24 protein-coding genes are annotated in these 25,026 nt (G+C 35.3%); 5 read left to right on the top strand and 19 right to left on the bottom strand.

Features of this window, described 5'->3' with window-relative positions:
• Positions 1-58 precede the first annotated feature (58 nt).
• A complete protein-coding gene (locus WMO19_RS06595) occupies positions 59-982 on the top strand; it encodes a YihY/virulence factor BrkB family protein (RefSeq protein ID WP_349170883.1) in 924 nt (307 codons plus the stop codon).
• Here the strand turns inward: WMO19_RS06595 and WMO19_RS06590 are convergent.
• From WMO19_RS06590 to WMO19_RS06545, 10 genes are all read right to left on the bottom strand, one after another.
• The gene (locus WMO19_RS06590) at positions 979-1,581 is read right to left on the bottom strand and encodes a ComF family protein (protein ID WP_349170881.1); all 603 of its coding nucleotides are present in this window, start codon (positions 1,579-1,581) and stop codon (positions 979-981) included. The two genes, WMO19_RS06595 and WMO19_RS06590, sit on opposite strands and share 4 nt — an antisense overlap.
• A complete protein-coding gene (gene recD2, locus WMO19_RS06585) occupies positions 1,562-3,745 on the bottom strand; it encodes an SF1B family DNA helicase RecD2 (RefSeq protein ID WP_349170879.1) in 2,184 nt (727 codons plus the stop codon). Before recD2 ends, WMO19_RS06590 begins: the two co-directional genes overlap by 20 nt.
• Positions 3,746-3,891: 146 nt before the next feature.
• Entirely contained in the window at positions 3,892-4,203 is a 312-nt protein-coding gene (locus WMO19_RS06580; RefSeq protein ID WP_332086670.1) for a PspC domain-containing protein, read from the bottom strand.
• A gap of 64 nt (positions 4,204-4,267) precedes the next feature.
• Positions 4,268-7,693, bottom strand: a complete 3,426-nt coding sequence (locus WMO19_RS06575) for a pyruvate carboxylase (RefSeq protein ID WP_349170878.1) — start codon at positions 7,691-7,693, stop codon at positions 4,268-4,270.
• A 286-nt stretch (positions 7,694-7,979) separates the two neighbouring features.
• Entirely contained in the window at positions 7,980-8,273 is a 294-nt protein-coding gene (locus WMO19_RS06570) for a type II toxin-antitoxin system RelE/ParE family toxin (protein ID WP_349170877.1), read from the bottom strand.
• The gene (locus tag WMO19_RS06565; protein ID WP_349170875.1) at positions 8,266-8,601 is read right to left on the bottom strand and encodes an AbrB/MazE/SpoVT family DNA-binding domain-containing protein; all 336 of its coding nucleotides are present in this window, start codon (positions 8,599-8,601) and stop codon (positions 8,266-8,268) included. The genes WMO19_RS06570 and WMO19_RS06565 overlap by 8 nt, the downstream gene beginning before the upstream one ends.
• Positions 8,602-8,916: 315 nt before the next feature.
• Positions 8,917-9,309 carry a 30S ribosomal protein S9 gene (rpsI, locus tag WMO19_RS06560; protein WP_019108418.1) on the bottom strand — a complete coding sequence of 131 codons (393 nt, stop codon included), beginning with the start codon at positions 9,307-9,309 and terminating at the stop codon, positions 8,917-8,919.
• A gap of 12 nt (positions 9,310-9,321) precedes the next feature.
• Positions 9,322-9,750: a 50S ribosomal protein L13 gene (gene rplM, locus WMO19_RS06555; protein ID WP_019125408.1), complete on the bottom strand. Its 429-nt coding sequence runs from the start codon at positions 9,748-9,750 to the stop codon at positions 9,322-9,324.
• A 139-nt stretch (positions 9,751-9,889) separates the two neighbouring features.
• Entirely contained in the window at positions 9,890-11,395 is a 1,506-nt protein-coding gene (locus WMO19_RS06550; protein WP_019125409.1) for a 4Fe-4S dicluster domain-containing protein, read from the bottom strand.
• Between the two features lie 9 nt (positions 11,396-11,404).
• The gene (locus WMO19_RS06545; RefSeq protein WP_019108415.1) at positions 11,405-11,677 is read right to left on the bottom strand and encodes an NAD(P)H-dependent oxidoreductase subunit E; all 273 of its coding nucleotides are present in this window, start codon (positions 11,675-11,677) and stop codon (positions 11,405-11,407) included.
• Positions 11,678-11,796: 119 nt separating this feature from the next.
• On the opposite strand from WMO19_RS06545, the gene WMO19_RS06540 reads away from it, so the two are divergent.
• A complete protein-coding gene (locus WMO19_RS06540) occupies positions 11,797-12,441 on the top strand; it encodes a Crp/Fnr family transcriptional regulator (protein ID WP_349170873.1) in 645 nt (214 codons plus the stop codon).
• Positions 12,442-12,456: 15 nt separating this feature from the next.
• On the opposite strand, the gene WMO19_RS06535 is transcribed toward WMO19_RS06540, so the two are convergent.
• The 8 genes from WMO19_RS06535 to WMO19_RS06500 form a co-directional block, all read right to left on the bottom strand.
• Complete coding sequence (locus WMO19_RS06535) at positions 12,457-12,960, bottom strand: phosphatidylglycerophosphatase A family protein (RefSeq protein WP_288166234.1); 504 nt, start codon at positions 12,958-12,960, stop codon at positions 12,457-12,459.
• An 8-nt stretch (positions 12,961-12,968) separates the two neighbouring features.
• Complete coding sequence (locus WMO19_RS06530) at positions 12,969-13,472, bottom strand: hypothetical protein (protein ID WP_349170871.1); 504 nt, start codon at positions 13,470-13,472, stop codon at positions 12,969-12,971.
• 8 nt (positions 13,473-13,480) lie between these two features.
• A complete protein-coding gene (locus WMO19_RS06525; RefSeq protein ID WP_349170870.1) occupies positions 13,481-14,623 on the bottom strand; it encodes an FAD:protein FMN transferase in 1,143 nt (380 codons plus the stop codon).
• A gap of 158 nt (positions 14,624-14,781) precedes the next feature.
• Positions 14,782-15,045: a hypothetical protein gene (locus WMO19_RS06520; RefSeq protein WP_349170903.1), complete on the bottom strand. Its 264-nt coding sequence runs from the start codon at positions 15,043-15,045 to the stop codon at positions 14,782-14,784.
• A 125-nt stretch (positions 15,046-15,170) separates the two neighbouring features.
• Positions 15,171-16,178, bottom strand: coding sequence for an electron transfer flavoprotein subunit alpha/FixB family protein (locus WMO19_RS06515; RefSeq protein ID WP_019125415.1), 1,008 nt, complete (start codon positions 16,176-16,178; stop codon positions 15,171-15,173).
• Positions 16,179-16,192: 14 nt separating this feature from the next.
• On the bottom strand, positions 16,193-16,990 hold the full coding sequence (locus tag WMO19_RS06510) for an electron transfer flavoprotein subunit beta/FixA family protein (protein WP_019125416.1): 798 nt from the start codon (positions 16,988-16,990) through the stop codon (positions 16,193-16,195).
• An 18-nt stretch (positions 16,991-17,008) separates the two neighbouring features.
• The gene (locus WMO19_RS06505; protein ID WP_349170867.1) at positions 17,009-18,151 is read right to left on the bottom strand and encodes an acyl-CoA dehydrogenase; all 1,143 of its coding nucleotides are present in this window, start codon (positions 18,149-18,151) and stop codon (positions 17,009-17,011) included.
• A 371-nt stretch (positions 18,152-18,522) separates the two neighbouring features.
• Positions 18,523-18,957 (bottom strand): universal stress protein, encoded by a 435-nt coding sequence (locus WMO19_RS06500; protein ID WP_070611038.1) that lies wholly within the window; start codon positions 18,955-18,957, stop codon positions 18,523-18,525.
• 560 nt (positions 18,958-19,517) lie between these two features.
• Here WMO19_RS06500 and WMO19_RS06495 point away from each other — a divergent pair.
• Positions 19,518-20,075, top strand: coding sequence for a TetR/AcrR family transcriptional regulator (locus WMO19_RS06495; protein WP_349170865.1), 558 nt, complete (start codon positions 19,518-19,520; stop codon positions 20,073-20,075).
• Entirely contained in the window at positions 20,062-21,096 is a 1,035-nt protein-coding gene (locus tag WMO19_RS06490) for a DUF2871 family protein (RefSeq protein WP_349170863.1), read from the top strand. Before WMO19_RS06495 ends, WMO19_RS06490 begins: the two co-directional genes overlap by 14 nt.
• Before the next feature lie 418 nt (positions 21,097-21,514).
• On the opposite strand, the gene WMO19_RS06485 is transcribed toward WMO19_RS06490, so the two are convergent.
• Positions 21,515-23,809 carry an S-layer homology domain-containing protein gene (locus WMO19_RS06485; RefSeq protein WP_349170861.1) on the bottom strand — a complete coding sequence of 765 codons (2,295 nt, stop codon included), beginning with the start codon at positions 23,807-23,809 and terminating at the stop codon, positions 21,515-21,517.
• 843 nt (positions 23,810-24,652) lie between these two features.
• On the opposite strand from WMO19_RS06485, the gene WMO19_RS06480 reads away from it, so the two are divergent.
• Complete coding sequence (locus WMO19_RS06480) at positions 24,653-24,922, top strand: hypothetical protein (RefSeq protein ID WP_349170859.1); 270 nt, start codon at positions 24,653-24,655, stop codon at positions 24,920-24,922.
• The last annotated feature ends 104 nt before the right edge of the window (positions 24,923-25,026 follow it).

The raw sequence follows: 25,026 nt of genomic DNA, 5'->3' as shown, positions 1-25,026 counted from the left end.
ATCATGTAACGAATTGTTATAACATAAAATTTAATATATAATACACAAGAGGTGTTCAATGAAATTTTTAAATAATTTTATAGATAAATCAAAGGACAAAAAAGCCTTTACTTTTTTTGACAAATTAATTTATAGAATATTAAATCACGACACTCTCTCCTATGGAGGCAGTCTCACATATTTTTTAGTTCTATCAATTTTTCCTTTTTTAATTTCATTAATAAATGCAATTAATTTTTCAGGGATTTTAGACCCAGAATATATTTTTTCACTCTTAGATGTGCTTCCCAGTGAAATCCAAAGCATTGTCACAGATTTTTTGAGAGAGCTTCAAAGTTCATCTTCTGGATCTTTCTTCACAATTTCCTTTGTGGCAGGTCTTTTTACTGCATCAACTGCAGTTTTTAAATTAATAAAAATAATAAATTCATCCTATGGTTTTGATGAAAAGAGAGGTTTTATTAAGCTAAGGCTCATTGCCCTCTTCTTCACTCTTTCACTTATCACCATGTTTTTTATGCTGATCCTAACGCAAATCTTTGGTGAAATAATTTATGCAACAGCTATAAAATACTTGGACATAGACAATGAATTTTTTGACAAGATGTGGCGGATAGCAAAAAATATAATCCCCCTAGCCTATATGTTAATTACCTTTATGCTCCTCTACAAGTTTTCTCCATCAAATAGCAAGGAGAACATGGTGACTTTTAAGGGAGTCCTTCCTGGCGCAATTTTTTCAACATTGGGCGTAATCATTGTTTCCATAGTCTTTGGATTCTATGTGTCAAACTTTGGCAATTATTCCATCACCTATGGGTCTCTTGGAGGTATTATAATTTTTTTAATTTGGCTTTATTTACTTTCAATAATAATTTTAATTGGGGCAGAGATAAATGCAACTCTCTACTCCATGAAAAATTTTAAGTCTTTAAATATTTGGCCAAGACATGATTCCATTTTTAAAAATTTTGATAATTAGGCAATTTCTGTGGCTGCAATAAGTGCAGTCACTTTTTTTATGCCAGAAGCCTTGGCAACTTTTACAAGTTCAGAAATAGTTGTGCCTGTAGTTATTACATCGTCTACAATTATTATTTCCTCTGGAACTTTTATTACTTCAAAGGCATTTTTTAAATTTTCTTGACGCTGGTCTTTTTTTAGACCTACTTGAAATTTTGTGTCCTTAACTTTTTCAAAGACTTCTTGGCACTTTAAATCAAGTTTCTTTGCAATAGTCTCTGCCAAAATCTTCGATTGATTGTAGCCTCTTTCCCTTTCTCGGCGAGGGTGCATGGGGACAAAAGTCAAAACTACTTCAGATAAATTTCTCTCCAAAAGTTTTTCTATCATAATTTCAGAAATAATTTCTCCATAGGAGAGCTTGCCCTTAAATTTAAAGTCGATTATGAGCCTTCTCATTATGCCAGCATAAGTTGATGCAACAATTAAATCGTCAAGCCCCTCTATGTCATAGTAAAAGGTTGGATTTTTGTTGACAAGCTCATAGCAAGCAGGGCAAAGTCCATAATTTTTTACAATTTTTCCGCAGAGGGGGCAATTATTTTCCATTAACTTCATTTTGCTTCCTCAATTTTTCTGCCAAGTTAGAATATCTCTTTACAGTTTTATTATTTTCAATCATCTTCACAAGGTACTCACTTTGACCAACTAAGACCACTGCCTTTGATGCACGAGTTATAGCTGTGTAAATTAAATTTCTAGTAAGTAGCATTGGCGCTGCCCGGTAAAGGGGAATTACAACTACAGGAAATTCACTGCCCTGAGACTTGTGGATAGTCATGGCATAGGCAAGTGCCAGCTCGTCTAAGTTCTCACTTGAATATTCCACGCTTCTCACATCGTCAAAGACCACTGTAAGCTTTTTATTTTCCTTGTCAATTTTTGAAATGTAACCTAAGTCGCCATTGAAGACTCCCTTTTGTCTGTCCTCATAAAATTCATTTTCAATCTTTGACTCAAGCTCATAATTATTTTTTGTCTGAAGAACTCTGTCGCCAAGCTTAAATTTTTTGCCTAGGACTTCTATGCAGTCTTCATTTTTATTTAAGTGGTCTTGGAGAACCTTATTGAGATTAAGAGTGCCGTGATTTCCCTTTTTTGTTGGAGTCAAAACCTGGACTTCACTTTCACTTACATTAAAATAATTGGGAAGTCTAGTCTTTACTAGGTCCTTAATAATTTCAAGACCCTTGACCTCTCCTCTTTCAGCAATCATAAAGAAGTCGCCCACATTTAAAATTGGCATCTCGCCCTTATTGATTAGGTGAGCATTTTTTACAATCATAGACTCCTCTGACTGCCTAAATATTTCTTCCAGGTTCACAGACTCAATTACGCCTGACTTTAAAATATCGGCAAGGACATTTCCTGCCCCAACAGATGGCAGTTGATCTTTGTCGCCAACTAAAATAAGTCTAGTTGGACTTTCAATGGACTTTAAAAGTGTTTCCATGAGAAGAATATCCACCATGGACACTTCATCTAGAATCAAAACATCGCATTCAAGCTCTTCAATATTTGAAAAGCCCAGGTCTCCTGCAAAGCCAATTTCAAGAAGCTTGTGAATGGTAAAGGCGTCACGACCAGTTTGCTCTTTCATCCTCTTGGCAGCCCTGCCTGTAGGTGCAGCAAGCTTTATGACCTTATTCATGGACTCAAAGATGTCGATTAAGACCTTTAGGGTGGTAGTCTTTCCCGTACCAGGTCCACCAGTTATGACAAAGACTCCCCTATTTATTGCCTCTTTCACAGCCCTTCTCTGAGTCTTTGAAAGCTCAATCTCCCTAAATTTTTCTGTCTCAGAAATTTTTTTGTCTATGTCAATTTCTTCCTCAAAGGAAATATTTAAATCATTAAGCTTTCCTGCCACATAATTTTCTGCAGCCAGGTATCTTGCAATATAGCAGTTGTAGTCATCGCCATCTCTTTCCACAAAAAAGTTTTTCTCAAGACTTAGGGTCCTTGCAAGGTCATCTCTATCTTCAAAATTTAAGCCCAAAATTTTTTCCGATGCCCTAACTAATTTATCCAGAGGAAGATAGGTGTGCCCATCTCTATTGGCAAGCATGAGGGCGTACTTTAGGCCTGCAATTTTTCTAAAATCAGAATCCCTTTCTATGCCAAGGCTCTCTGCAATCTCATCGGCCTTTTTAAAACCGATGCCTCTAACACTGCCAATTAAATCGTAGGGATTTCTCCTTACAAGCTCTATGGACTCTTCGCCATACTCCTTGTAAATTTTTAAAATCACAGAAGCAGGCAGGTTGTACTTGGAAAAATATAAGAAAATTTTTCTCATGCCATATTGCTTGTCCAGTTCTTCCTTTATATCCCTATATTTCTTTTTACCAATGCCTTCCACAGACAAAAGCCTTTCAGGATTTTTTTCTATTACATCAAGAGTTTCGTCCTTAAATTTATTTACAATTCGCTCTGCCATTTTTTCGCCAACATGAGGTATATTTGCACTTGAAAGGTAAGAGATTATGGCAGCTTCTCCCTCGGGCATGACTTCTTCCATTTCCACAAAGGCAAACTGCTCGCCGTATTTATTGTGATATGTAAAATCTCCTGTGAATTTATATTTTAAATTTGTCTTAAAAATTGTAGCAGAGCCCACTATGACAAGGTCACCATCAGTTGAAGTTATCTTGGCAACAGTGTAGCCATTTTCTTCATTTCTAAAAATAATTCTCTCCACAATTCCTTCAAGAGTAATCAATTACAACACCTCGCCTTTATTGTATCAATAAATTAGAATTAAATACAGAAAATAATTTAGGCTAAGATTTTCTATGATTCTCAAAAATTTTTATAAACTTTTTAAAAATTTTTTTCACTAAAAAAGAGGTCCTCCTGGACCCCTTCTCAATAAAAATCTTCATCAGATTTTTTCTTTTGTTCTTCATAAATATCTCTGTAATTTTCTTCGTAGTGCTTTTCTTTTTGGTAAGGCTCTTTGAACTTTTCGCCGTAGCTATCATCTATCCTATTGCCATAGGGCTCAGATGGAATGATAATGGCAAGGGCAATGTAAACCCAAATACTAAGTCCGCCAGGCACTATTAACAAAAAGGTAATCAGCCTAACAATTGTAGAGTCAATGCCCAAATATTCAGCTATGCCGCCACAGACGCCTGCCAAGACTCTATCCTTTCGCGACCTATAAAGTTTCTTCATTTCACACTTCCTTTGACTTTAAAATAAAATCTATTCACAAAAATTTTACCCAAGATGAAATTTTTTATTCAAAGGACAAAAGTAGCTCGCCACTTTCCACCATGTCGCCTTCTCTTACAAAGATATCCTTAACTTTTCCGTCAATGTTTGCAAGGATATTTGTCTCCATCTTCATGGCCTCAGCTATAAATAATTTGTCGCCCTTTTTGACTTTTTCACCTTCACTTACAAGGACCTTTACAATCTTTCCTGGAATAGAAGAGCCAACTTCCCTTTCATTTTTTGGATCTGCATAAATTTTTTCCTCACTAGAAATTTCTCCGCTCTTAACAGTTTCGTCCTTGATATTAATAGTTCTTCTTGAGCCATTTATTTCAAAGGTTAGATTCCTCGTGCCATTTTCTAAAAGTTTTCCAACTTCAATTAGGCTTACGATTAAAGTTTTTCCCTCTTCAATGGAAATTTCTGTGGATTCCCCTTCCATTAGTCCGTGGAAAAATACATCAGAGCCAATGTGTGTAACTTCTCCATTTTCTTTTATATAGTCGATGTAGTCGTCAAAGACCTTTGGATAAAGGGCAGAAGAAATTAAGTCCTCTTCACTTGGCTCTATGCCCTTGTCTTCCAAATGTTTTTTGATGGCATCAAAATCTTCATCAGGAAGAAGCTGGCCAGGTCTTTTTGTAATAGGCTTTTCTCCCTTTAAAATCATATCTTGCAAATCCTTTGGGAAGCCTCCGTAAGGTTGACCCATCATGCCCCTAAAGTAAGTCATAACAGAATCTGGATAGTCAAGATTTTTGCCCTTATCTAAAATATTTTCTGGAGTAAGTTCATTTTGCACCATGAAAATTGCAAAGTCTCCAACCATTTTTGATGAAGGAGTAACCTTAACTATGTCCCCAACCATTTCGTTGACTTTCTTGTACATTTCCTTTACATCCTTAAACTTGTGGCCAAGTCCAAAGGATTCTACTTGTGGCTTTAAGTTTGAATATTGACCGCCAGGAATTTCATACTTATAAATTTCTGTAGTTCCTGACTTTAAATCAGATTCAAAGTTTGCATAGACAGGTCTTACTGCTGCCCAATATTTTGAAATGTCTTCAGCCTTGTCGAGATCAATTTCTGTGTCCCTGTCAGTATTTTTAAGGGCAGCCACAACAGAGTTTAGGGCAGGCTGTGAAGTTAGTCCACTCATAGAGTTTACTGCTGTGTCGACAATGTCAACTCCAGCTTCTGTTGCTTGCAAAATTGTTGCAACGCCATTGCCTGTTGTGTCGTGAGTGTGAAGGTGAATTGGAAGGCCAATTTCTTCCTTCAAGTTTTTAATTAACTTCTTGGCTGCATAAGGCTTTAATAGCCCAGACATATCCTTTATGCCAATGATGTGGGCTCCTGTCTTTTCAAGTTCCTTGGCAAAGTCCACATAATATTTTATAGAATACTTGTCCCTATATTCGTCTAGGATGTCGCCAGTGTAGCACATAGTTGCCTCTGCAATCTTGTCATTTTTAAGAACCTCGTCAATGGAAAGTTGCATGCCTGGCAGCCAGTTAAGGGAGTCAAAGATCCTAAACAAATCAATTCCATTTTTTGAAGATTCTTTTATGAATTTTACAACAACATTGTCGGGATAATTTTTGTAGCCAACAGTGTTGTTGCCACGAATTAACATTTGCAAAAGCATATTTGGCATTTTTTCACGCAAAATTTTTAGTCTTTCCCAAGGATCTTCGTGCAAAAATCTGTAAGCTACATCAAAAGTTGCACCGCCCCACATTTCCACAGAGAACAACTTATCCATGTTGTAGTTTAAAGCTTCAGCAATCTTAACAAGGTCAATAGTCCTCATTCTTGTAGCCATGAGAGATTGGTGAGCGTCACGCATAGTTGTATCTGTCAAGAGAAGTTTTTTCTCTTCCAAAATATGTTTCTTTAAACCTTCTCCGCCAAGCTTGTCAAAAATTTGCTTGTAACCTTCAAAACTTTTCCTTTCAAAGTCTGGTACCTGTGGCACATCAAAATTCTTTTCTAAAGCCTTAGAGTCGTTGACAACTTTTTCGCCAATAATTTTCATGAGCCTCAACTCTTTGTCCTTAGATGATTTTATTTCAAATAACTCCGGATGTTCTTCTATAAAGCCAGTGTCGCAAGTTCCCTCTTGAAATTCTTTTGTATTTAAAACATTTAACAAAAATCCAATATTGGTCTTTACTCCTCCAACCTTAAGTTCAGATAAAGACCTCTTTGCCTTTCTAATTGTGTCCTTCCAAGTCCTTGCTTCAGTGATGACCTTGACAAGAAGTGAGTCGTAATAAGGAGAGATGACAGCTCCAGTAAAGCCGTTGCCACCGTCAAGCCTTACACCAAAACCTGAAGATGACCTATATAAATTAATTTGACCAGTGTCAGGCATAAAATTATTTAGAGGATCTTCAGTTGTCACACGACATTGAATAGAAAAACCTCTGTGCTCAATGGAATCTTGACTCTTGATGCCAATTTCGTCGCTGTCAAGCTTGTAGCCCATAGCAATTAAAATTTGTGACTGCACAATGTCAATGTCTGTGCACATTTCTGTGACTGTGTGTTCCACTTGCACTCTTGGATTTACCTCTATAAAGAAGTGGTCGCCCTTGGAGTCAACTAAAAATTCTACAGTACCTGCATTGGAATAGCCAATGGACCTGGCAATCTTTAGGGCATCTTGGCAAATTTCTTCCCTGAGTTCCTTTGGAAGAGAAAAGGCAGGAGTGTATTCAATTACCTTTTGGTGACGCCTTTGAATTGAGCAGTCCCTTTCGTAGAGATGAACGATGTTGCCATACTCGTCGCCTAAAATTTGTACTTCAATGTGTTTTGGCTTGTGAAGATATTTTTCGATGAACATTGAATCATCGCCAAAGGCTTTTTGGGCTTCATTCTTTGCAGATTCAAACTTTTCTAAAAGTTCATCTTCACTCTGGGCAATTCTCATTCCTCTGCCGCCGCCGCCAGCTGCAGCCTTAATCATTACAGGATAGCCGCAGGATTTTGCAAATAAGAGAGCCTCTTCTTCATTTTTTATTGGCTTTTCAATACCAGGAATAGTGGCAACGCCAGCTTCCTTTGCCACAATCTTTGAAGTTATTTTGTCGCCAAGCTTTTCCATGACTTCAGACTTGGGACCAATAAAAGTTATTCCCTCTTCTTCACACTTTCTTGCAAATTCTGGATTTTCAGACAAAAATCCATAGCCTGGATGAATTGCATCAACGCCCTTTTTCTTGGCAAGACTAATAATTTCGTCAATATCAAGATAGGCATCGAGAGGTGATTTGCCCACGCCAATTAGATAAGACTCGTCTGCCTTAGTCCTAAAAAGGGCAAGTCTATCTTCTTCAGAATAAATTGCAACAGAGCGAATCCCCAATTCTCTCGCTGCCCTAAATATTCTAATGGCAATTTCCCCACGATTTGCTACTAAAATTCTCTTAAACTTTTTCATGTTTTCCTCCCTTTTAGTTTTACATATTATACATCAAATATAAAGTAAAGTGTAGAAGTAAGGTCGATTAAATAAATAAAAAAAGAGACCTCGGCGGGTCCCAAAATTTTTATAACAATTTAATTTAATTTCAAGGTCAGACATCTCTGCAAATCAAAGTTCCCTCTTCTTCTCTTTGGAAGATGGTTGCAGCTGACCTACCAGCAATTTGCTTGGCAAATTGGGTTAGGTCAAGCAAAAGAGACCCCAAAGGTTCCCTAAAATTTCCATTATATAATTTATAAAATCAATCTTTTATATATCTTTTTAATTCTTTATAAAAATTTTCTCTCGTACCAATCATTACAACAATTATTATGAGACCATCATCTTCTATAAGTTCATAGCAAATCTCATAATTAGTCTTGTTGTAAAAAATATCCAAAGACCAAAAATCTTTTAAGTCGCCTATTTTTCTTTGCCCTACAGTGTAATCATCTTTTATTTTGTCTAAGCCCTCTTTAATTTTATTTTTTAAATTCTTGTCCTTTAATTTTTTTATGAATTTTTGACTGGATTTTGAAAGTAAAAGCTTAGTCATTGAAAAGTTCCTCGTAGTCTATCATTTCTCCAGACTCATATTCTTCTAATAAATCTTTGCGAAGATTTTTTCTGGCTTCAGGAAAATTATTTTTTATTCTTTTAAATTCCCTTAAAAGTTCGTCGCCCTCATAGCCTTCCTTTATTAAATCTTCAAGAATTAAATCAGAAAAATCATCAAAATTTTCTCGAACTTTAGACAAAACAATTTTATTATTTTGAATTTCTAGGTCCAAATTATCATCTATGCCGAATCCGAGAGAATCTAAAACTAACTTAGGTAGGATAATTCCTTGCGAATTTCCCCATTTTTTTATAGTTATATTCATAGTATCACCTAAAATTAGTATAAACATTGTTTAACTTTTTGTCAATTGATAAATTTTTAGGTCAAGGGCAGACAACTGTTAAAAATCAAAGTTCCCTCCCTTTCTTCTCTTTGGCAGATGGTTGCCGCTGACTTACAGCGAATTTCTTCGCAAACTTTTTTAGGTCAAGAGCAGACATTTGCTACGAATCGAAGTTCGCTTCGCTTCTTCTCTTTGGTAGATGGTTGCCGCTGACTTACCAGGAATTTCTCCACAAATTTTTTTAGGCAAAATAATAGAGCCCTGTTGCCAAGGCTCTTGTAAAATAATATATAATTATCTTTTTGAGAATTGTGGAGATCTTCTTGCTTTTTTAAGACCGTATTTCTTTCTTTCCTTCATTCTCGGATCTCTTGTTAAGAAACCTGCTTTTTTAAGAACTGATCTGTATTCAGGGTCAACTTCAAGAAGTGCTCTTGCAACGCCATGTCTAACAGCGCCAGCTTGTCCTGAGTATCCGCCACCAACAACTTTTACGATTACATCAAAGGATGCTTCTGTATCAGTTAGTTCAAGTGGTTCTTTTGCAACTGTTCTTAGAGTTTCATAATCAAAGTATTCTTCGATATCTTTTCCGTTAACTGTAAATTTTCCATTGCCAGGTAGAAGTCTAACTTGAGCGATGGATTTTTTTCTTCTTCCAGTACCTCTGTATTGTATTGTATCCATTCTTACCTCCAATTAAAATTCATATACTTCAGGTGATTGTGCAGCGTGTGGATGTTCTGGTCCTGCATAAACCTTTAGTTTCTTGATCATTTGTCTGCCTAGTCTTGATTTTGGAAGCATACCCTTAACAGCTAATTCAATAACTTTTTCTGGTCTCTTCGCCATCATTTCAGCATAAACAACTTCTTTTCTTCCGCCTGGATATCCAGTGTGATATGCGTGAATTTTTTGGTTTAGTTTATCGCCTGTCAATACAACTTTGTCTGCGTTAATTACGATGACAAAATCTCCACAGTCCACATGTGGTGTAAAGATAGGTTTTCTCTTTCCTCTTAAAACACTTGCAATTTCAGATGCTAATCTACCAAGGACTTTGCCTTCAGCATCTATTACATACCATTTTCTTTCAACTTCATTTGCTTTAGCCATGTAGCTTTTCAATGAATTTTCCTCCTAAATAGTTTAAAAATTATTCCGGGGCTTTTTAAACATGACCTATATTTTAGACTAGATAGCCTATTTTGTCAATATTTATGGGAAATTTTTTTATTTTATTTTCACTTTTTTTCGTCAGTGTTTTTTATATGCTTTCTCTTTCTTTTTCTATATTTACATTTTCAAGTGGAGTAGGATAAATTGATTCCTTCTTGAATTTTTCTATTTGCTTCTTGACTCTATTTACAGATGCAATAGTTCCTACGCCTGCTATACAGCCTCCAGGGCAAGCCATACCTTCAAGTAGATAGCCGTCAAGCTTACCTGCCTTTGCAATTTTTAACATCTTCATACATTCTGAAAGTGTATGTGCTCCTTGAATGTGGATGTCCTTGTCTGGATTCATTTTTTCTGCCACAATTTTTACAGATTCAGCAACGCCACCTGCAATTGGGTAACCTCTACCAAGGGCAGAGCCGTCTTCTACATCTTCTTCTACTTTTATTTCAGATGGTTCAATGTCTTTGGCTACAAACATGCCCATTAATTCTTCAAAGGTTATTACAAAGTCAACATCAGATTTTACCTTTGTGTCAATGGCTTCTAGTTTTTTAGAAGTACAAGGCCCAATAAATACTACAACTGCATCTGGGTCCTTTTCCTTTATATGATTTGCAGTGTATCTCATTGGAGAGCCTGAGTCAGAAACTTGCTCAAAAAATTCTGGGAACTCATTTCTTATCATGAGAGTCCAAGAGAAACAACAGCTTGTGCCCATGAAAGGTATGTCTTCGGGAACTCTTTCTAGGTATTCCTTTGCTTCGTGAAGAGTTGTAAGGTCTGCTCCAAGAGCAACTTCAAGCACATCTTCAAAGCCAAGTTGTTTTATCGCTTCTATAATTTGTTTTGCACTTGTGTTGGCACCAAATTGTCCTATGTAGGAAGGTGCAATGGCTCCATAAACTTTTTTGCCAGACTTTATTGCCTTTATTAGTTGGAAAATTTGTGTCTTGTCTGATATTGCTCCAAAAGGACATTCTGCAATACATCTTCCGCAGGCAACACACTTGTCGTGGTCAATGTCTGCTCTTCCATACTCATCTGATCCAATGGCATTGACGCCACAGGCAGCTGCACATGGTCTTTCATATTTTACAATTGCTGAATATGGACAGGCATCGTGACATCTTCCACATCTTACGCACTTGTCCTTGTCAATTATAGTCCTGTCTTTGCCCATGGAAATGGCATTTACCGGGCATACATTTATACATGGATGGGCAAGGCACTTTCTGCAATTGTCCGTTGTATAATAAGCCTTAGTTGGACAAGCTTCGCAGCCAAATTTTATTACATTTATCAGTGGTTTTTCGTAGGCGTTGGTGTCTATGTCTACCTTATCAAATCCGTCAGTTACATTTTTAAATACGCCAATCTCTCTAACATCTAGCCCCATGGCTAGTCTAAGTCTTTCGTCGACAACTGCCCTCTCTCTAAAGATATCACTTCTATATCTCGCCACTTCGCCAGGCACAATCTTGTAGCTGGACTCCTCAAGGGCAGAAATATCTAAATCATTATAGGCAATTCTTGCAACTTCAGCAAAAACTTTTCTTCTTATGTCGACAAGTGTTCCATAAGTTTCTTTCATCTTTTCCCCTTATATCCTTAATTTATCAATAATTTTCGCGCTTACTTCTTGAGCAGTAGCCTTTAGCATAATTTCGTCGTCTACAATGACAACTGGTGATGCTTCGTTGTTGTGAATTTTGCAATAATTTAAGCAGTGTGCAAATTCAATTTCCAAATTTTCTGCAGAACAAAGTTCGGATTCTGGTCCGCACAAATGATCTTGTAAGTACTCTACTGCGTCGTAAATAGCGTTAGCTCCCATAAGAGTGCATCTCGCACCCATGCAAATAGTAACTTTCATATGTCCTCCTCTTCACTCTATACTGATAGTTTAACATTTAAAATTTACTTCTTCAATCATCATTATAGTTTTTTTAGAATATTATTACTAATAATGTTAAAATATAGGCGAGGTGTTATATGGAACTTTCAAAGATGCTAAAAAACTTAAAATTATTTAACAATTTAAATGACTTAGAGCTTGAAGAAGTGAAAAAATTTCTATCTGACAAAAAAATTTATAAAAACAAGACCACTATCTTTAATGTTGGCGATGACATAAATAATTTTGGAATTTTATTAAGTGGGCAAGTTGAGCTTGAAGTTGACGATGACTTTGGCAACAAAACTATTCTCTCAAAATTATCTGCGCCAGCACTTTTTGCTGAGTCCGTCTTAATAAGTGGAGTGAAGGAAATTCCCCTATCTGTAGTTGCCAGTGGTGAGGCAGAAATAATTTTCTTCGACTACAATTCTTTTCTTGACGAAAATTTAAAGTCAAAGGAAAAAGTTAAGGACAACCTTATACAAATACTAGCTGGCAAAAATTTATTCATGCGAGACAAATTAAACCTGCTCACCCTTCCCACAGCTCGCTCAAAAATTCTGTACTACTTATCCAATGAAGCGAGGAAAAAAGGCTCAAAATATTTTACCCTTGACTTCAACATTACAGAGCTGGCACAGTATTTAAATTTAAATAGATCTTCCCTTTCTCGCGAGCTTTCAAAGCTAAAAAAAGAAGGTCTCATTGATTACCACAATAAGACCTTCCGAATTTTATAGTTTTATGAAATTTTATTATCTATTTTGATGGGCTATTCTTGCAGATGCAGCTGCGGCAATTGCTGCCACCAAGTCGTCTGCAAAAGTAGTTACTCTCTCAACTTTTTTCTTTTCATCAAGTTCCTTTATTATGCCAATTTTTTTCTTGTCCAGATAGCCAAAGTTGGTAAGGCCAATTGTGCCATACATATTTACAATGCCGAGAGTCAAAATCTCGTCAATGCCATAGAGTCCTTCGTCGTCATGGATAATTGATTGAATTGGCTCAGGGAGCTTGCCTTCATTTGCCAAGTCGTCAAGGGCAAGGCCTGTTAAGATTGCGTGAATTGACTCCCTCTTTTTTATTACGCTTTCAACACTTTCTAGGCATCTATCTAAATCAAGGTCTTTGATGTATTCGCCTTGAAGCTCTTGAACGAGCTTTGCAATTTCAATTAACTCAACTCCAAAATCCTGTAATCTTTTAACAGTATGCTCATAAAGCTCCTGGCTGTCGTATTTATAAAGTATATCTTTCACAAATCCTCCTATTTTTTTCTAGTTCTAATTCTCGCTCTATTTCTCTTCATGATCTTTGCCCTAGAAATTTTTATGCTAATGCCATAAATAAATCCAGGAATAAGTGTAGCAACAAAAAGACTTAGGGCATTGTAGTTTATGCCCAGAACCTTAATTGCATAAACCTCTGGCATCAAAAAGAATTCCATGGGAAACTTCCAATAGGATCCACCAACTGAGCCAGTGAAAAATTCTTTCCCCAAACCCAAAAATCCAAGGGCAAATAAAATTAAGCCAATTAGAAAAATTAAATTGCCTGCAAAAAAATCAAGGCTCCTTGCATTTCTCTTTGAGAGCATTTTTCCAAAGTTATAGTAGAGGACTACTATGACTGCAACTAAAATAATTTTGAAAAAAATATTTCCATAGACCAAATTTCTCATGTTGGTACTTAAATTTATGAGGGCTGAAATGGCAAAGGTTATAAAAACTATTAAGATGTGAAAAATTAATCCTCTAGTATTATTTCTCATTTGCACTCCTAATTATCCAAGAATTTTTGGGCTTTTTCTGATAATTGTATCTTCATGTCCTTGTCCACCCAAATAATTGCAGAATCAGTTTTCTCTGCAAGGGCATTTATCTCATCGTCAGTGGAATTAAAGGCCGCAGTAGATAAAAAGTCACAAAGGCCTGAATCCTCTTTAATAATTGTGACAGACTTTAAATTTGCAGCAGGCTTTAAGCTGTCGGGGTCGATTATGTGACAGTATCTAACGCCGTCAAGGTCGAAGTATCTTTGGTAGTCGCCACTTGTAACTATAGATGTGTTAGAAACATTTACTGCAGCAAGTATTGGATCCTGACTTTCAAGGTCGGGATTTTGAATTCCAATTTTAAAATTGTCACGACCGTCTACTGGCTTTCCAATAATTCTAACATTTCCGCCAGCAGAAATTACACAGGACTTAACTCCTCTTTCTTCAAGCTCTCTTGCCACAAGTTCTGTTGCAAAACCCTTGGCAGTTGCTCCCAAGTCAAGCTCCATGCCCTTATCTATTTCAACAGATTTTTTCTTTTCGTCTAATTTTACATTTTCAATATTTGTAAGAGGACGGAGCTTTTCTAATTCTTCATCACTAGGTAGAGCCTGACCCTTTAGGGCAATAACTTCTTCCTTAGTCTTTCCAGATTCATAAAGTTCTCTGTACTCATTCCAAAGCTTTGTAACAGGACCAAGGGCAATATTTGTCTTGTGTGAAATGTTTTTATTGTAATCCACAGAATCCTTTATTAGCTTAAATAAAGTATCATCCACCACAACAGGCTTTACGCCAGCCTCATCATTAATTGACTTGACATTTACATAGCCATCATAATTTCTGTAGTTGTCAAAAAGTTTGTGCAGGTCTTCAAACCTTTCCTTTGCATAAGTCAAATTTTCACTGGCAAAACTTTCATCATCAGAATAAATTGCAATGTGAACCACTGTGTCAAAGGTGTCGTAAAATTCGATTTCGCTCTTTTCACCATCTCTTGTGATTTCTTTTGCAACTGGCTTTTGCTCTGCCTCAATGGCATTTTTATTTTCACTTACATTTGCATTTTTATTTACATTTTTGTCGCCGCAGGCAGAAAGAATCAAAAGACTTCCCAAAGTCACAGCGAGTATTGCTTTTTTCATATTATCACCTTCTATATGATACCATTTAAAGCTAGACTTTTTCAATAAATAATAAGTTTAAGCCTATTTCCCTTAAAATTTCAAAAAAATCGACAGGAGCCTTCCTGCCGACCTTATTCTTTTATTCTATAAAATTTTTACCTTCTATCAAATAAAAATTATTTTCTATAAACTGGTCTAAGCGAATCCTTATACTTTTCATTCTTGCCATGAATCAAGTCATGGAAAAGTTCCTTTAACTTCATTGTCAGCTCGCCGGGTCTTCCATGGGCAACTTTTATTTCGTCAACTTCAACTACTTGTGCAACTTCCATGGCAGTTCCTGAGAAGAAAACTTCATCTGCATTATAAAGCTCAGTCCTTGCAATTGATTTTTCTAGGCACTCAATGCCAAGTTCTTCTCTTGCAAGCTGCATTACTATATCTCTTGTATTTATTTGTGTCCAATTTTATTTTATAACTTGCCCTATAAACTTAAAAATCCCAAAAATTCCAACAAAAAAGAGGCTACAAGCTTGTAGCCTCTTTAAATAAAATTTATTTAAAATTAAATTTCAGCTTTAATTTTTTGTTCTCTTTCAATTGCTTCAATTAGTTTTGGAACAACTGCGTTGATGTCACCAACAACTCCAAGGTCTGCAATTTCAAAAATTGCTGCTTCAGGGTCTTTATTAACAGCTATGATAAGGTCAGATTCTTCCATACCTGCAACGTGTTGGATTGCTCCAGAGATACCCATTGCGAAGTAAAGTTCTGGTCTAACTGTCTTACCAGTTTGTCCAACTTGGTGATCCTTAGTTATCCAACCTGAATCTACTGATGCTCTTGATGCAGAAATTTCTGCTTCTAGTTTGTCAGCAAGTTCTTGAAGAGGTTTAAATCCTTCTGGTCCACCGATTCCACGACCACCAGATACTAATATCTTAGCTTCTGTGATATCTTTCTTGTGAGATTCTTGTTTAGCAATGTCAAGTACCTTAACATTCATGTCAGCGTCAGTGAAGTCAACTTTAATTTCTTCAACTTCGCCCTTTCTTGAATCGTCAGAATCAAGTGCTTGCATAACTCCAGGTCTAACTGTTGCCATTTGTGGTCTAAAGTCTTCACAAAGGATAGTTGCCATTAGGTTACCACCGAAAGCAGGTCTTGTCATCATAAGGTTCTTAGATTCTTCATCTATTTCTAGTTTTGTACAGTCAGCAGTAAGTCCTGTGTGAATTCTTGCTGCTAGTCTTGGAGCAAGGTCACGACCTATTGATGATGCACCGTAAATTACGATTTCAGGATCTTTTTCTTTTATAATTTGAGTGATTGCCTTAGCATATGGTTCAGTAACATATTCTTTAAGCATTTCATCTTCTACTACAAGAACTTTGTCAGCTCCGTGTCTAATAAGAGTTTGTGCGTGGTCCTTAACTTTTTCGCCAAGTAACATTGCAACAACATCTTGTCCAAGAGCGTCGGCAAGTTCTCTTGCCTTTCCCAAAAGTTCTATACCAACTTTTTCAAGTTTATTGTCTCTTTGTTCTATAAATACAAATACATCTTTACTCATTTTTAAACCCCCAATTAGATAATATACTTTTCTTGAAGTTTAGCAACGATAGCTTGAGCTGCTTCGTCAGCAGTAAGATCAGTTAAAAGAACGCCCTTGCCCTTACCTTGTTTAGGGAAAGATTTTTTAACCTTTGTAGGTGATCCCTTAAGTCCTATGTTTGCCATATCAAGTTTGTCCTTAATATCTTCAAGACCCCAAACTTTGATTTCTTTTTGGTAAGCTTCAAAAACTTTACCAATTGTCATATATCTAGGTTCTGCTAATTCTGCAATTGCAGTGATTAAGCATGGGAATTTAGCATTAATTGTATGGTATCTGTCTTCGAATTGTCTCTTAACAGTAATACCCTTCATGTCTTTGTCTAGTTCAAGTTCTTCTACATAAGAAACTTGTGGAACTCCAATATGTTCAGCAATTTGTGGTCCAACTTGCGCAGTATCACCGTCGATAGCTTGTCTACCACAAACAATTAGATCGAAATCTAAGTGTTCAAGAGCTGCAGTGATTGTACAAGATGTAGCCCAAGTGTCAGCTCCACCAAATGCTCTGTCAGAAACTAGAATTGCATCGTCAGCTCCCATAGCAAGAGCTTCTCTAAGAGCAGCTTCAGCTTGTGGAGGTCCCATTGATAAAACTGTTACATGGATATCTGGATTTTCATCTTTAAGTCTAAGTGCTACTTCAAGACCTGATTTATCATCAGGGTTTATAATACTTGGCACACCATCTCTAATAAGAGTGTTAGTAACAGGGTCAAGTCTAACTTCATTAGTATCAGGTACTTGTTTAATACATACTACTATATTCATCTATAATACTCCTTCCGATTATTTAACGCCCATCCAGCCAGATACAACCATCTTCATTACTTCAGATGTACCTTCGTAAATTTCAGTGATCTTAGCGTCTCTCATCATTCTTTCAATTGGATAGTCACGAGTGTATCCGTATCCACCGAATAATTGTAGACATCTTCTAGTAATATCACTTGCCGCATCTGCTGCAAATAATTTAGCCATAGCTGCATAGTGTCCGTAAGCTTCGCCATTACCCTTTGCGTCAGCTGCTCTGTAAACTAATAGTTGAGCTGCTTCAGCAGTAGTTTTCATATCTGCAAGTTCAAATTGAGTGTTTTGGAATTGAGAAATTCTTCTACCAAATTGTTTTCTTTCAGAAGTGTATTTAACAGTTTCGTCAATTGCGCCTTCTGCAATACCAAGAGCTTGAGATGCGATACCAATTCTACCACCGTCAAGAGTCTTCATTGCAAGTTTGAAGCCCTTACCTTCTCTTCCAAGAAGATTTTCTTTAGGAATTCTACAATCTTCAAAGATAAGTTCACAAGTAGAAGAACCTCTGATACCCATCTTGTCTTCTGGTTCACCAACAGTAAATCCTGGAGTTCCTCTTTCAACTATGAAAGCAGAAATTCCGTGATTTCCCTTAGATCTATCAGTCATTGCTATGATTACAAATACATCAGCAAATCCTGCGTTTGTAATAAAGATCTTTGATCCGTTAAGTACGTATTCGTCACCATCAAGTACAGCAGTTGTTCTTTGACCACTTGCGTCAGTACCAGCACCTGGTTCAGTAAGACCGAAAGCACCGATTTTTCTACCTGCTAGTAGGTCTGGTAAGTATTTTTTCTTTTGTTCTTCTGTTCCATTTTCATAAATTGGAGCACAGCATAGTGAAGTGTGAGCAGAAACAATAACACCAGTAGTAGCACATTTCTTAGAAAGTTCTTCTACTGCCATAGCGTAAGCTACATAGTCTGCACCTTGTCCACCGTATTCTTTAGGAAATGGTATTCCAAAGAAACCATATCTGGCCATTTTTTTAACATTTTCCATAGGAACTTCTTCTGTCGCATCAACATCAGCGGCAACAGGTTCTACTTCAGTTTCAGCAAATGCGCGATACATTTGTTGTAACAATAGATGTTCCTTGTCCATTATAAAATCCATTTAAAATCCCCCTAACAATTATTATAAAGAATGTTATTTAATTAACATACGTTATTTCTATTATATCATTATGCACTTGTTTTTCAAGGTTTTATTTGCTTAAAAAGTCACTAGAAAAAATAAATTTGCCATAACTTTGAAATTGAAATTAAAGTAAAAAAAATTCTTCAAAGACAAAATTTATAAAGAATTTCTACTTTTTTATTAACTAAAAGTATTAAATCCTCTGCCAAATTTTTAATTTATTTTAAATTAGGATAAGGTTTTTATAAAAATTTACACAAGATAAAATAAATTTACTTTAAAACTCAATAAAGCCTCAAAAAATCACAAAATTTTTACAAAATAAAAAGGCGGTGACCCGCCCCTTATTAAATATCTGCCTTAACTACAAGTACAGATTTCTTTGAATGGTTGATAACCTTGTTGGAAACAGAGCCTAAAAGTGTTCTTGAGAAGGCACCAAGTCCCCTGTTGCCCATTACTATAAAGTCTACATCTTTTTCGTCAGCAAATTTGCAGATTTGTTCGCCAGGATTTCCTGAAGTGTAAAAAGTTTCAACCTTGTTTGGATATCCGCTTAAATCTGTTTCTGCGTCCTTAAGTATCATTTCTGCTCTTTCAACATTAGCCTTGTCTATTTCAAGAGTAAAATTAAAGTTTGCTGGATATTGTTCAAAAATAGAAGTTTCTGGAGTAACTGTCAAAATTAAAAGATCTGCTCCTAATTTTTGTCCCATGTCTCTTGCAACTTCGATTGATTTTTTTGAAGACTTTGATCCATCAATTGGTACTAATATTTTCATCTTTACCTCCTATAAATAAGTTCAAATTTCTATTATCTTCTGTTTTAATTATACCCCAAAAGAAATACTTTTAAAATATCCTAGTAATTCTTTATACAGTTACAGTAATAACTTTAAAATTTCTTTGCCTTTAAAAATTTAGGGATTCATAAAAGTTTTTCTAAGAGGAAAAAATTTCACCATCAATAAAAACATAGCTGACTTTTAAAAATTTAGCCATTCATAAAAGTTTCTCTAAGAGCAAAAATTTTACCATCAATAAAAACATAGCTGACTTTTAAAAATTTAGAAATTGTGAAAAATTCAGGGGTTCATAAAAGTTTTTCTAAGAGCAAAAATTTTACCATCAATAAAAACATAGCTGACTTTTAAAAATTTAGGAATTGCTAAAAATTTAGGAAGGACGAAAAATTTATAAAGTGGGGAATTTTTTATAAGGCAGCAAAAATTTCTTGATTACAAAAAATTTTTAAGGCAAAATATTTTTTAAAATAAATTTGACAAGGCTCCTTAAAAGATTTATTATAAAGAAAATGACACAGTGTCACTTTGGAGGTAATATGGCAAAAAATACTTTTGAAAACTTAGACAAGGATAAGAAAGAAAAAATTTATGACAGCCTAAAGGAATTTTTTGAGGAAGAAGATTTGAAGGATATAAATGTCTCTGGCATAGTAAAAAAACTTGGCATAGCAAGAGGGTCCTTCTACCAATACTTTGAGGACTTGGAGGATTCTTACTTCACTGTCCTTAAGAGAGAGACGGGGGAAATTCACCACAAGTTTTTTAACCTCTACAAGGAAAATGAGGAGGACATGGAAAAAACTTTAAAAGCTTATAGAGATTTTTTAGCCACAGAACTTTACGACAAGAATTTAAAGGCCCTTTACAGGCCAAAATTTTTTATCTTCGAAAATTCTTTTATGCGCCATGGCAAAAACTTCTTGCGCCAGCAGTTCTCCAGTGACTTCTACCACAAAATGACTTTCATTATGGCAGTCTTTCACGAACTCATCAAGGAGAGCATCACCTCAAACTACGACAAGGAAAAGTTTTTGGAAGTTTGTAACCTATATATAAACTTTTTGTTAGGGGGAATAAATAATGAATCAATTTGAAATTTTTTTCGACGGGCTATATCTCAGTCTAGTAATTTTTCTCGGCATAAGAATGCTTTTAATAGAAGATAAGGACAGCAAAATTTTAGGATCAATGACTTTACTTCTTGGTCTAGGCGATTCCTTTCACCTTGTACCTAGAATCATTGCAAATGTAGAAAGTAATGGCTTTCTAGTAAACGGCTTTGGACTATTTTTAGGAACGAGAGTCTCAGCTATTACAATGTCAGCTTTTTATCTATTATTTTATTTTTACATCAAGAAGACAAAAAAGTCACAGGACAAGGGACTTGACCTGGCAATGCTAGTTTTATTCGCCCTTAGACTTGTAAGTGTTCTTATTAGCTTTAACCACAGCGAAAAAATGGACATCATCTCAAATGTCCCCTTTGTCTTAATGGGACTAATTGACATCTTTCTACTATATAAAGATAGAAATAGAGAGGACTTTAAAAATTTATACATCTATGTCTTCTTTAGCTTTTTATTCTATGTGCCAGTGGTCTTGTTTAAAAAAGTAAACCCAAGCATTGGCGCACTAATGATGCCAAAGACTGTCATGTATGTTTTAATCGTCCTTAAACTTTACAAGAACCTAAAAAAAGATTTTGTCAAAAGGGATATTATGGAATTTGCAGTAGCCTACTTGTTCTCAGGCATATTAGCAGGTGCAGTTTATCGTGAGCTTGGAAAAATTTATCCAGTGGAAGTAAAAATGGCTTTCCTTCACACTCACCTAATTGTCCTTGGCTTTGCCCTTCCTGCAATTTTTTATCTCCTAGTAAAGAACTTAGACCTCCCAAAGGATAAGTTGGAAAAATTATTTAGACTTTACAACTTGGGAATTTATTTTAGCTTCACTACAATGTTCCTTCACGGTTTGGTAGACGGATATTCTCCCCTAAATCCTGTGAGAATTGGCATGATTTCAGTATCAGGCATTGGCCACATCCTAATCACCCTTGCAGTAATTTTAATTTCTGTAAAGTGTCTAAGGGCAAGGGAGCTTGCAAGGGCTTAAATTTTAAATAGCCATAAATTTTTAATAATCTTCACTCACTTAAAATAGAAAGAAGAAAATCTGTCCCAGAGGCAGGTTTTTTTCTTTGCAAAATTTTATGGGTCTTAGATTTATTTATGGTCTGTAATTTTTTTTCGTCTTAGTTTTTTTATCGCTTTAATTTTTTTATGGCCTTAATTTTATTATCGGTCTAAATTAATTTACTGTCTTTAATTCTTCCCCCTTATCCTTCAAAAAAATCTTTCAAAACTTCCCCTTCCCAAGAGCCACACTTTGTAACATAAAAATATCTGTTAGAGATTTACTCCCCAACAGATATTATAGAGCCAAAATTTCTACAAATAAAATAAAGACGACAAGTTTCCTTGCCGCCTTCATTCATATTACATATTAACTTTTATAAAGTTAAGATCATCTCTTATTGCCAAATACTTACTTGGTCCATGCCTTCAATCTTAGCTGCATTGTGTCCGTTAGAAGCATCTAAGATTTCATAGTATGCCCAGTGGCTCTTAGATACATCAGAAAATCTTCTTAGTCCAGCTTCACTTACATTTGCGAAGGAATTTGACTTAGTATTTCTACCAAATACAGAGTTCAAAATTGTAACAGCTTCAGCTCTAGTAAGTTTTTGATCAGGTTTAAATGTTCCATCTCCATAGCCCTTGATGTTCTTGTTGCCGTAAAGTGCACTTATTGCATCAGATGCCCAGTGACCCTTTACATCCTTGAAGCTTCCAGTTCCTGGATAACCATTTTTAACAAAGGCAGAAATCATTTGAGCAAATTCAGCTCTTGTGATAGCTTGATTTGGTTTAAATGTGCCATCAGAGTATCCCTTGATGAATCCCTTAGCTACTGCATAGTTGATTTCATCAGAGTACCAAGCGTTGTTGGCATCCTTGAAGCTTGTAGTAGGGTTCTTAGGAAGTTCTGCGCCATTATTTACAAGTTTAACAAACATTCTTACAGCTTCAGCTCTTGTTACTTGATTAGATGGTTTAAATGTTCCATCAGGGAATCCCGCTATATAAGAAGGTTGGTTAACTTTTTCAGTAGAAACAGTTACTCCACCAATTTTATAATCAGTGCTTCTAGCAATCTTGCCTGTTTCTTTAGCTTCAACCTTAATAGTTTCGCCTGCTCTTAATTCTCTATTTAAAGTAACATTGTAGATACCAGTATTTCCAGCAGTTGTGTTTCCAAGTTTAACTCCACTTGCATCATATACAGTTACAGTTGCATTTGCTCCTGCATTACCTCTTACGAATTTTGCTCCAGCAGAAAGAGCATTAACTGTAGGTATAATTGAGTATCCACTGTCATTAGTAGTTGTTTTATCTCCATTTACATAATAATCTAATGTTCTATCTGTAGAAACATAAGGACTGTTCCAAGTTACCTTGAAGTAACCATTTGAATCAATTACATCACTTCCAAGATAAACGCCATTGTCATAAACATATACAGTTCTGTTGTAATATCCCTTTAGATATCCGCTAGTAGAATAATTTGTTCTTGAAATATCAGTTGGATAAACTTTCTTGTCATATCTGTCATAATAATATTTATCGTATTTATATCCATTATAATATCCGTCCCAATATCTTCCATACAATTCATATTTAGCAGAAGTTGTGAAATCATCCTTAGTTGCTAATAGATATCCACCGTAATATTTTCCATCATAATATCTACCATTATAATATCTTCCATCATAGTATCTACCATAATATCCATAACCATAAGGAGTATAATCTACATAAACTCTTTCATTGTAAGAATTGTAATAATAATATTTTCCTTTGTTGCTGTCATAACGATAATATCCTTCATAATAATCGCCATAATATTTTCCATTGTAATATCCATAATAGTAATCGCCTACATAGATATCAAAATATCCATTTTCATCAGTTACAACATACTTACCTGTATAAGATCCGTCATAATCGTATAGTTTAACTGTTGCACCTTTAATTCCTATACCATCAGCAGTTACCTTGCCATAAAACCTTCCATTGTCATAATATCTTTCAGAAATAGAAAGAACTTTTACAACTGGAGCAATAGGTTTAGCTTCCCATCTTGCAATTAGATTTTTATTTTCTGTAACAGGCGTTGTTTTGAATTTAAATTCAACGCCGCCATCATACCAGCCTTTGAAAATATATCCGTCTTTTGTTGGATCTGCTGGATTAGTTGCCATACTTCCCTTATCAATAGTTTGATCAGGTACTATACTTCCACCATCTGAATTAAATTTAACTGTAAATTTTTCTGTTACTGGTGTTGGTGTTTTAGCTTTCCAAACTGCTTTTAATGTAATGTCTGCTGTTATTGGAGTAGTAAATTCAAATTTAACTCCATCTTTTTGCCATTCAACAAAATCAAATCCATCCTTTGTTGGTGGAGTTGGTTCATCTGCATTTTTCCCATCTTCAACAAATACAAAAGTTGAATCTTTTCCATTATCTGGATTAAATGTTACTTTATACTGCTTTGTAACTGGCGCCCCTACTGGTGTAGGAACTGCACTTTCACTTAATTCAAGTTCTGGTTCAACAACTTTTTCAGATTCTTTGACTACTGTTTCTTCAACCTTCTTAAGCTCTGCTGTTTCCTCTTGTGGTTCATCAGCAAATACATTAAATGGAATTGCTGTAATCATTACTCCTGCAAGTAATAAACTAAGCAATTTTTTGTTTTTCATAAACTCTCCTCCTCGTCATTTTATTAATGTTAAAAACATTTTCCTCGATACTATTATACCCAAGGACAGCAAAAATATTTGTGAATTTACAAAATTTTAATAAATTTAATATTTCTGTAACATTACTAGGATAAATTAATAAATTTTTAAAGCTAATACTTTATCATTCCTTTTAAATAATATTTACTGGCTAGGTAAAATATATATTAATTGTCGATAATTTTGCCTTTTTCTATTGAATTTTTTTCATGAACTGTTATAATATAAAAAATATCTCAAAAAGGCAATGATTAATATAAATCACAGAATTTTTGAGGTAAAACTTTTAAGAAGCTAGGTTAGAAAGATGAAGGAAGATCCTTCTGCCTTCTCTGCTCTTGGCTACGACACAGTTTATATTTACAAAGAGGCTCTTGAAAAGTCAGCTTCTCTAGACTTTGCTTAAATTGTAAATGCTCTAAAGGCTGTAGAAGTTAGCGGCCTTACTGGAGATTTGAAGTTTGGTGAAAACAACAACCCTGTAAAATCTGCAACTATAATAGAAATTAAAGACGGCTCATATACTTTTAATAGTTTAATTTCAGCTGAATAATAAAAGCAAAGGCAAGCTTAGGCTTGTCTTTTTTATTAATCTTTTTAAGGAGGTTCTATGAGTTTTATAAATCAACTATTAAATTGTAGTGCTACTTGTTAAACCTAGGGGCTTACTTGGCAAGAATCAAAAGGAGAAAGTATAATGACTAGAGAGAAAAAGGAATATTTGTTTTAAGTGTAATACTTCTTGCACTATTTTATTTTATAGTTATTGGTCTAAACTACCTTGGCGTCTTAAATAGGTATGCTATGAGTGTTTTAAGACTTGTTTTAATAAATATTGTCCTTGCCCTTTCTCTTAACATCACTGTGAGAAACCTTGGACAGATAACTTTAGGTCGCGCAGGCTTTATGTCAATAGGCGCCTATACTGCTGCCCTATTTACAAAGGCTGGCATCATACCAGGTCTTGGCGGCTACCTTGTGGGCATGATTTTAGAAGGCAGCCTATCTCGGCGCATAATTTATAGAAATTTGACTCCTTGGAATCTTAATACTTTAGACAAATCCTCTTACTAAAATATCTCATTAGAAAAATTGGTATTCTTGATGTGTACCCATAAAACTGGACACAATATTTAATTAACTAATTGTAGTGGATGTTAACCTATACTTTGTAGGTG

The organism is Peptoniphilus hominis (ex Hitch et al. 2025) (assembly GCF_040096015.1).
GTDB classification, from domain to species: Bacteria; Bacillota; Clostridia; order Tissierellales; family Peptoniphilaceae; genus Peptoniphilus_A; species Peptoniphilus_A hominis.
This window is presented reverse-complemented; position numbering and strand designations above follow the sequence as displayed.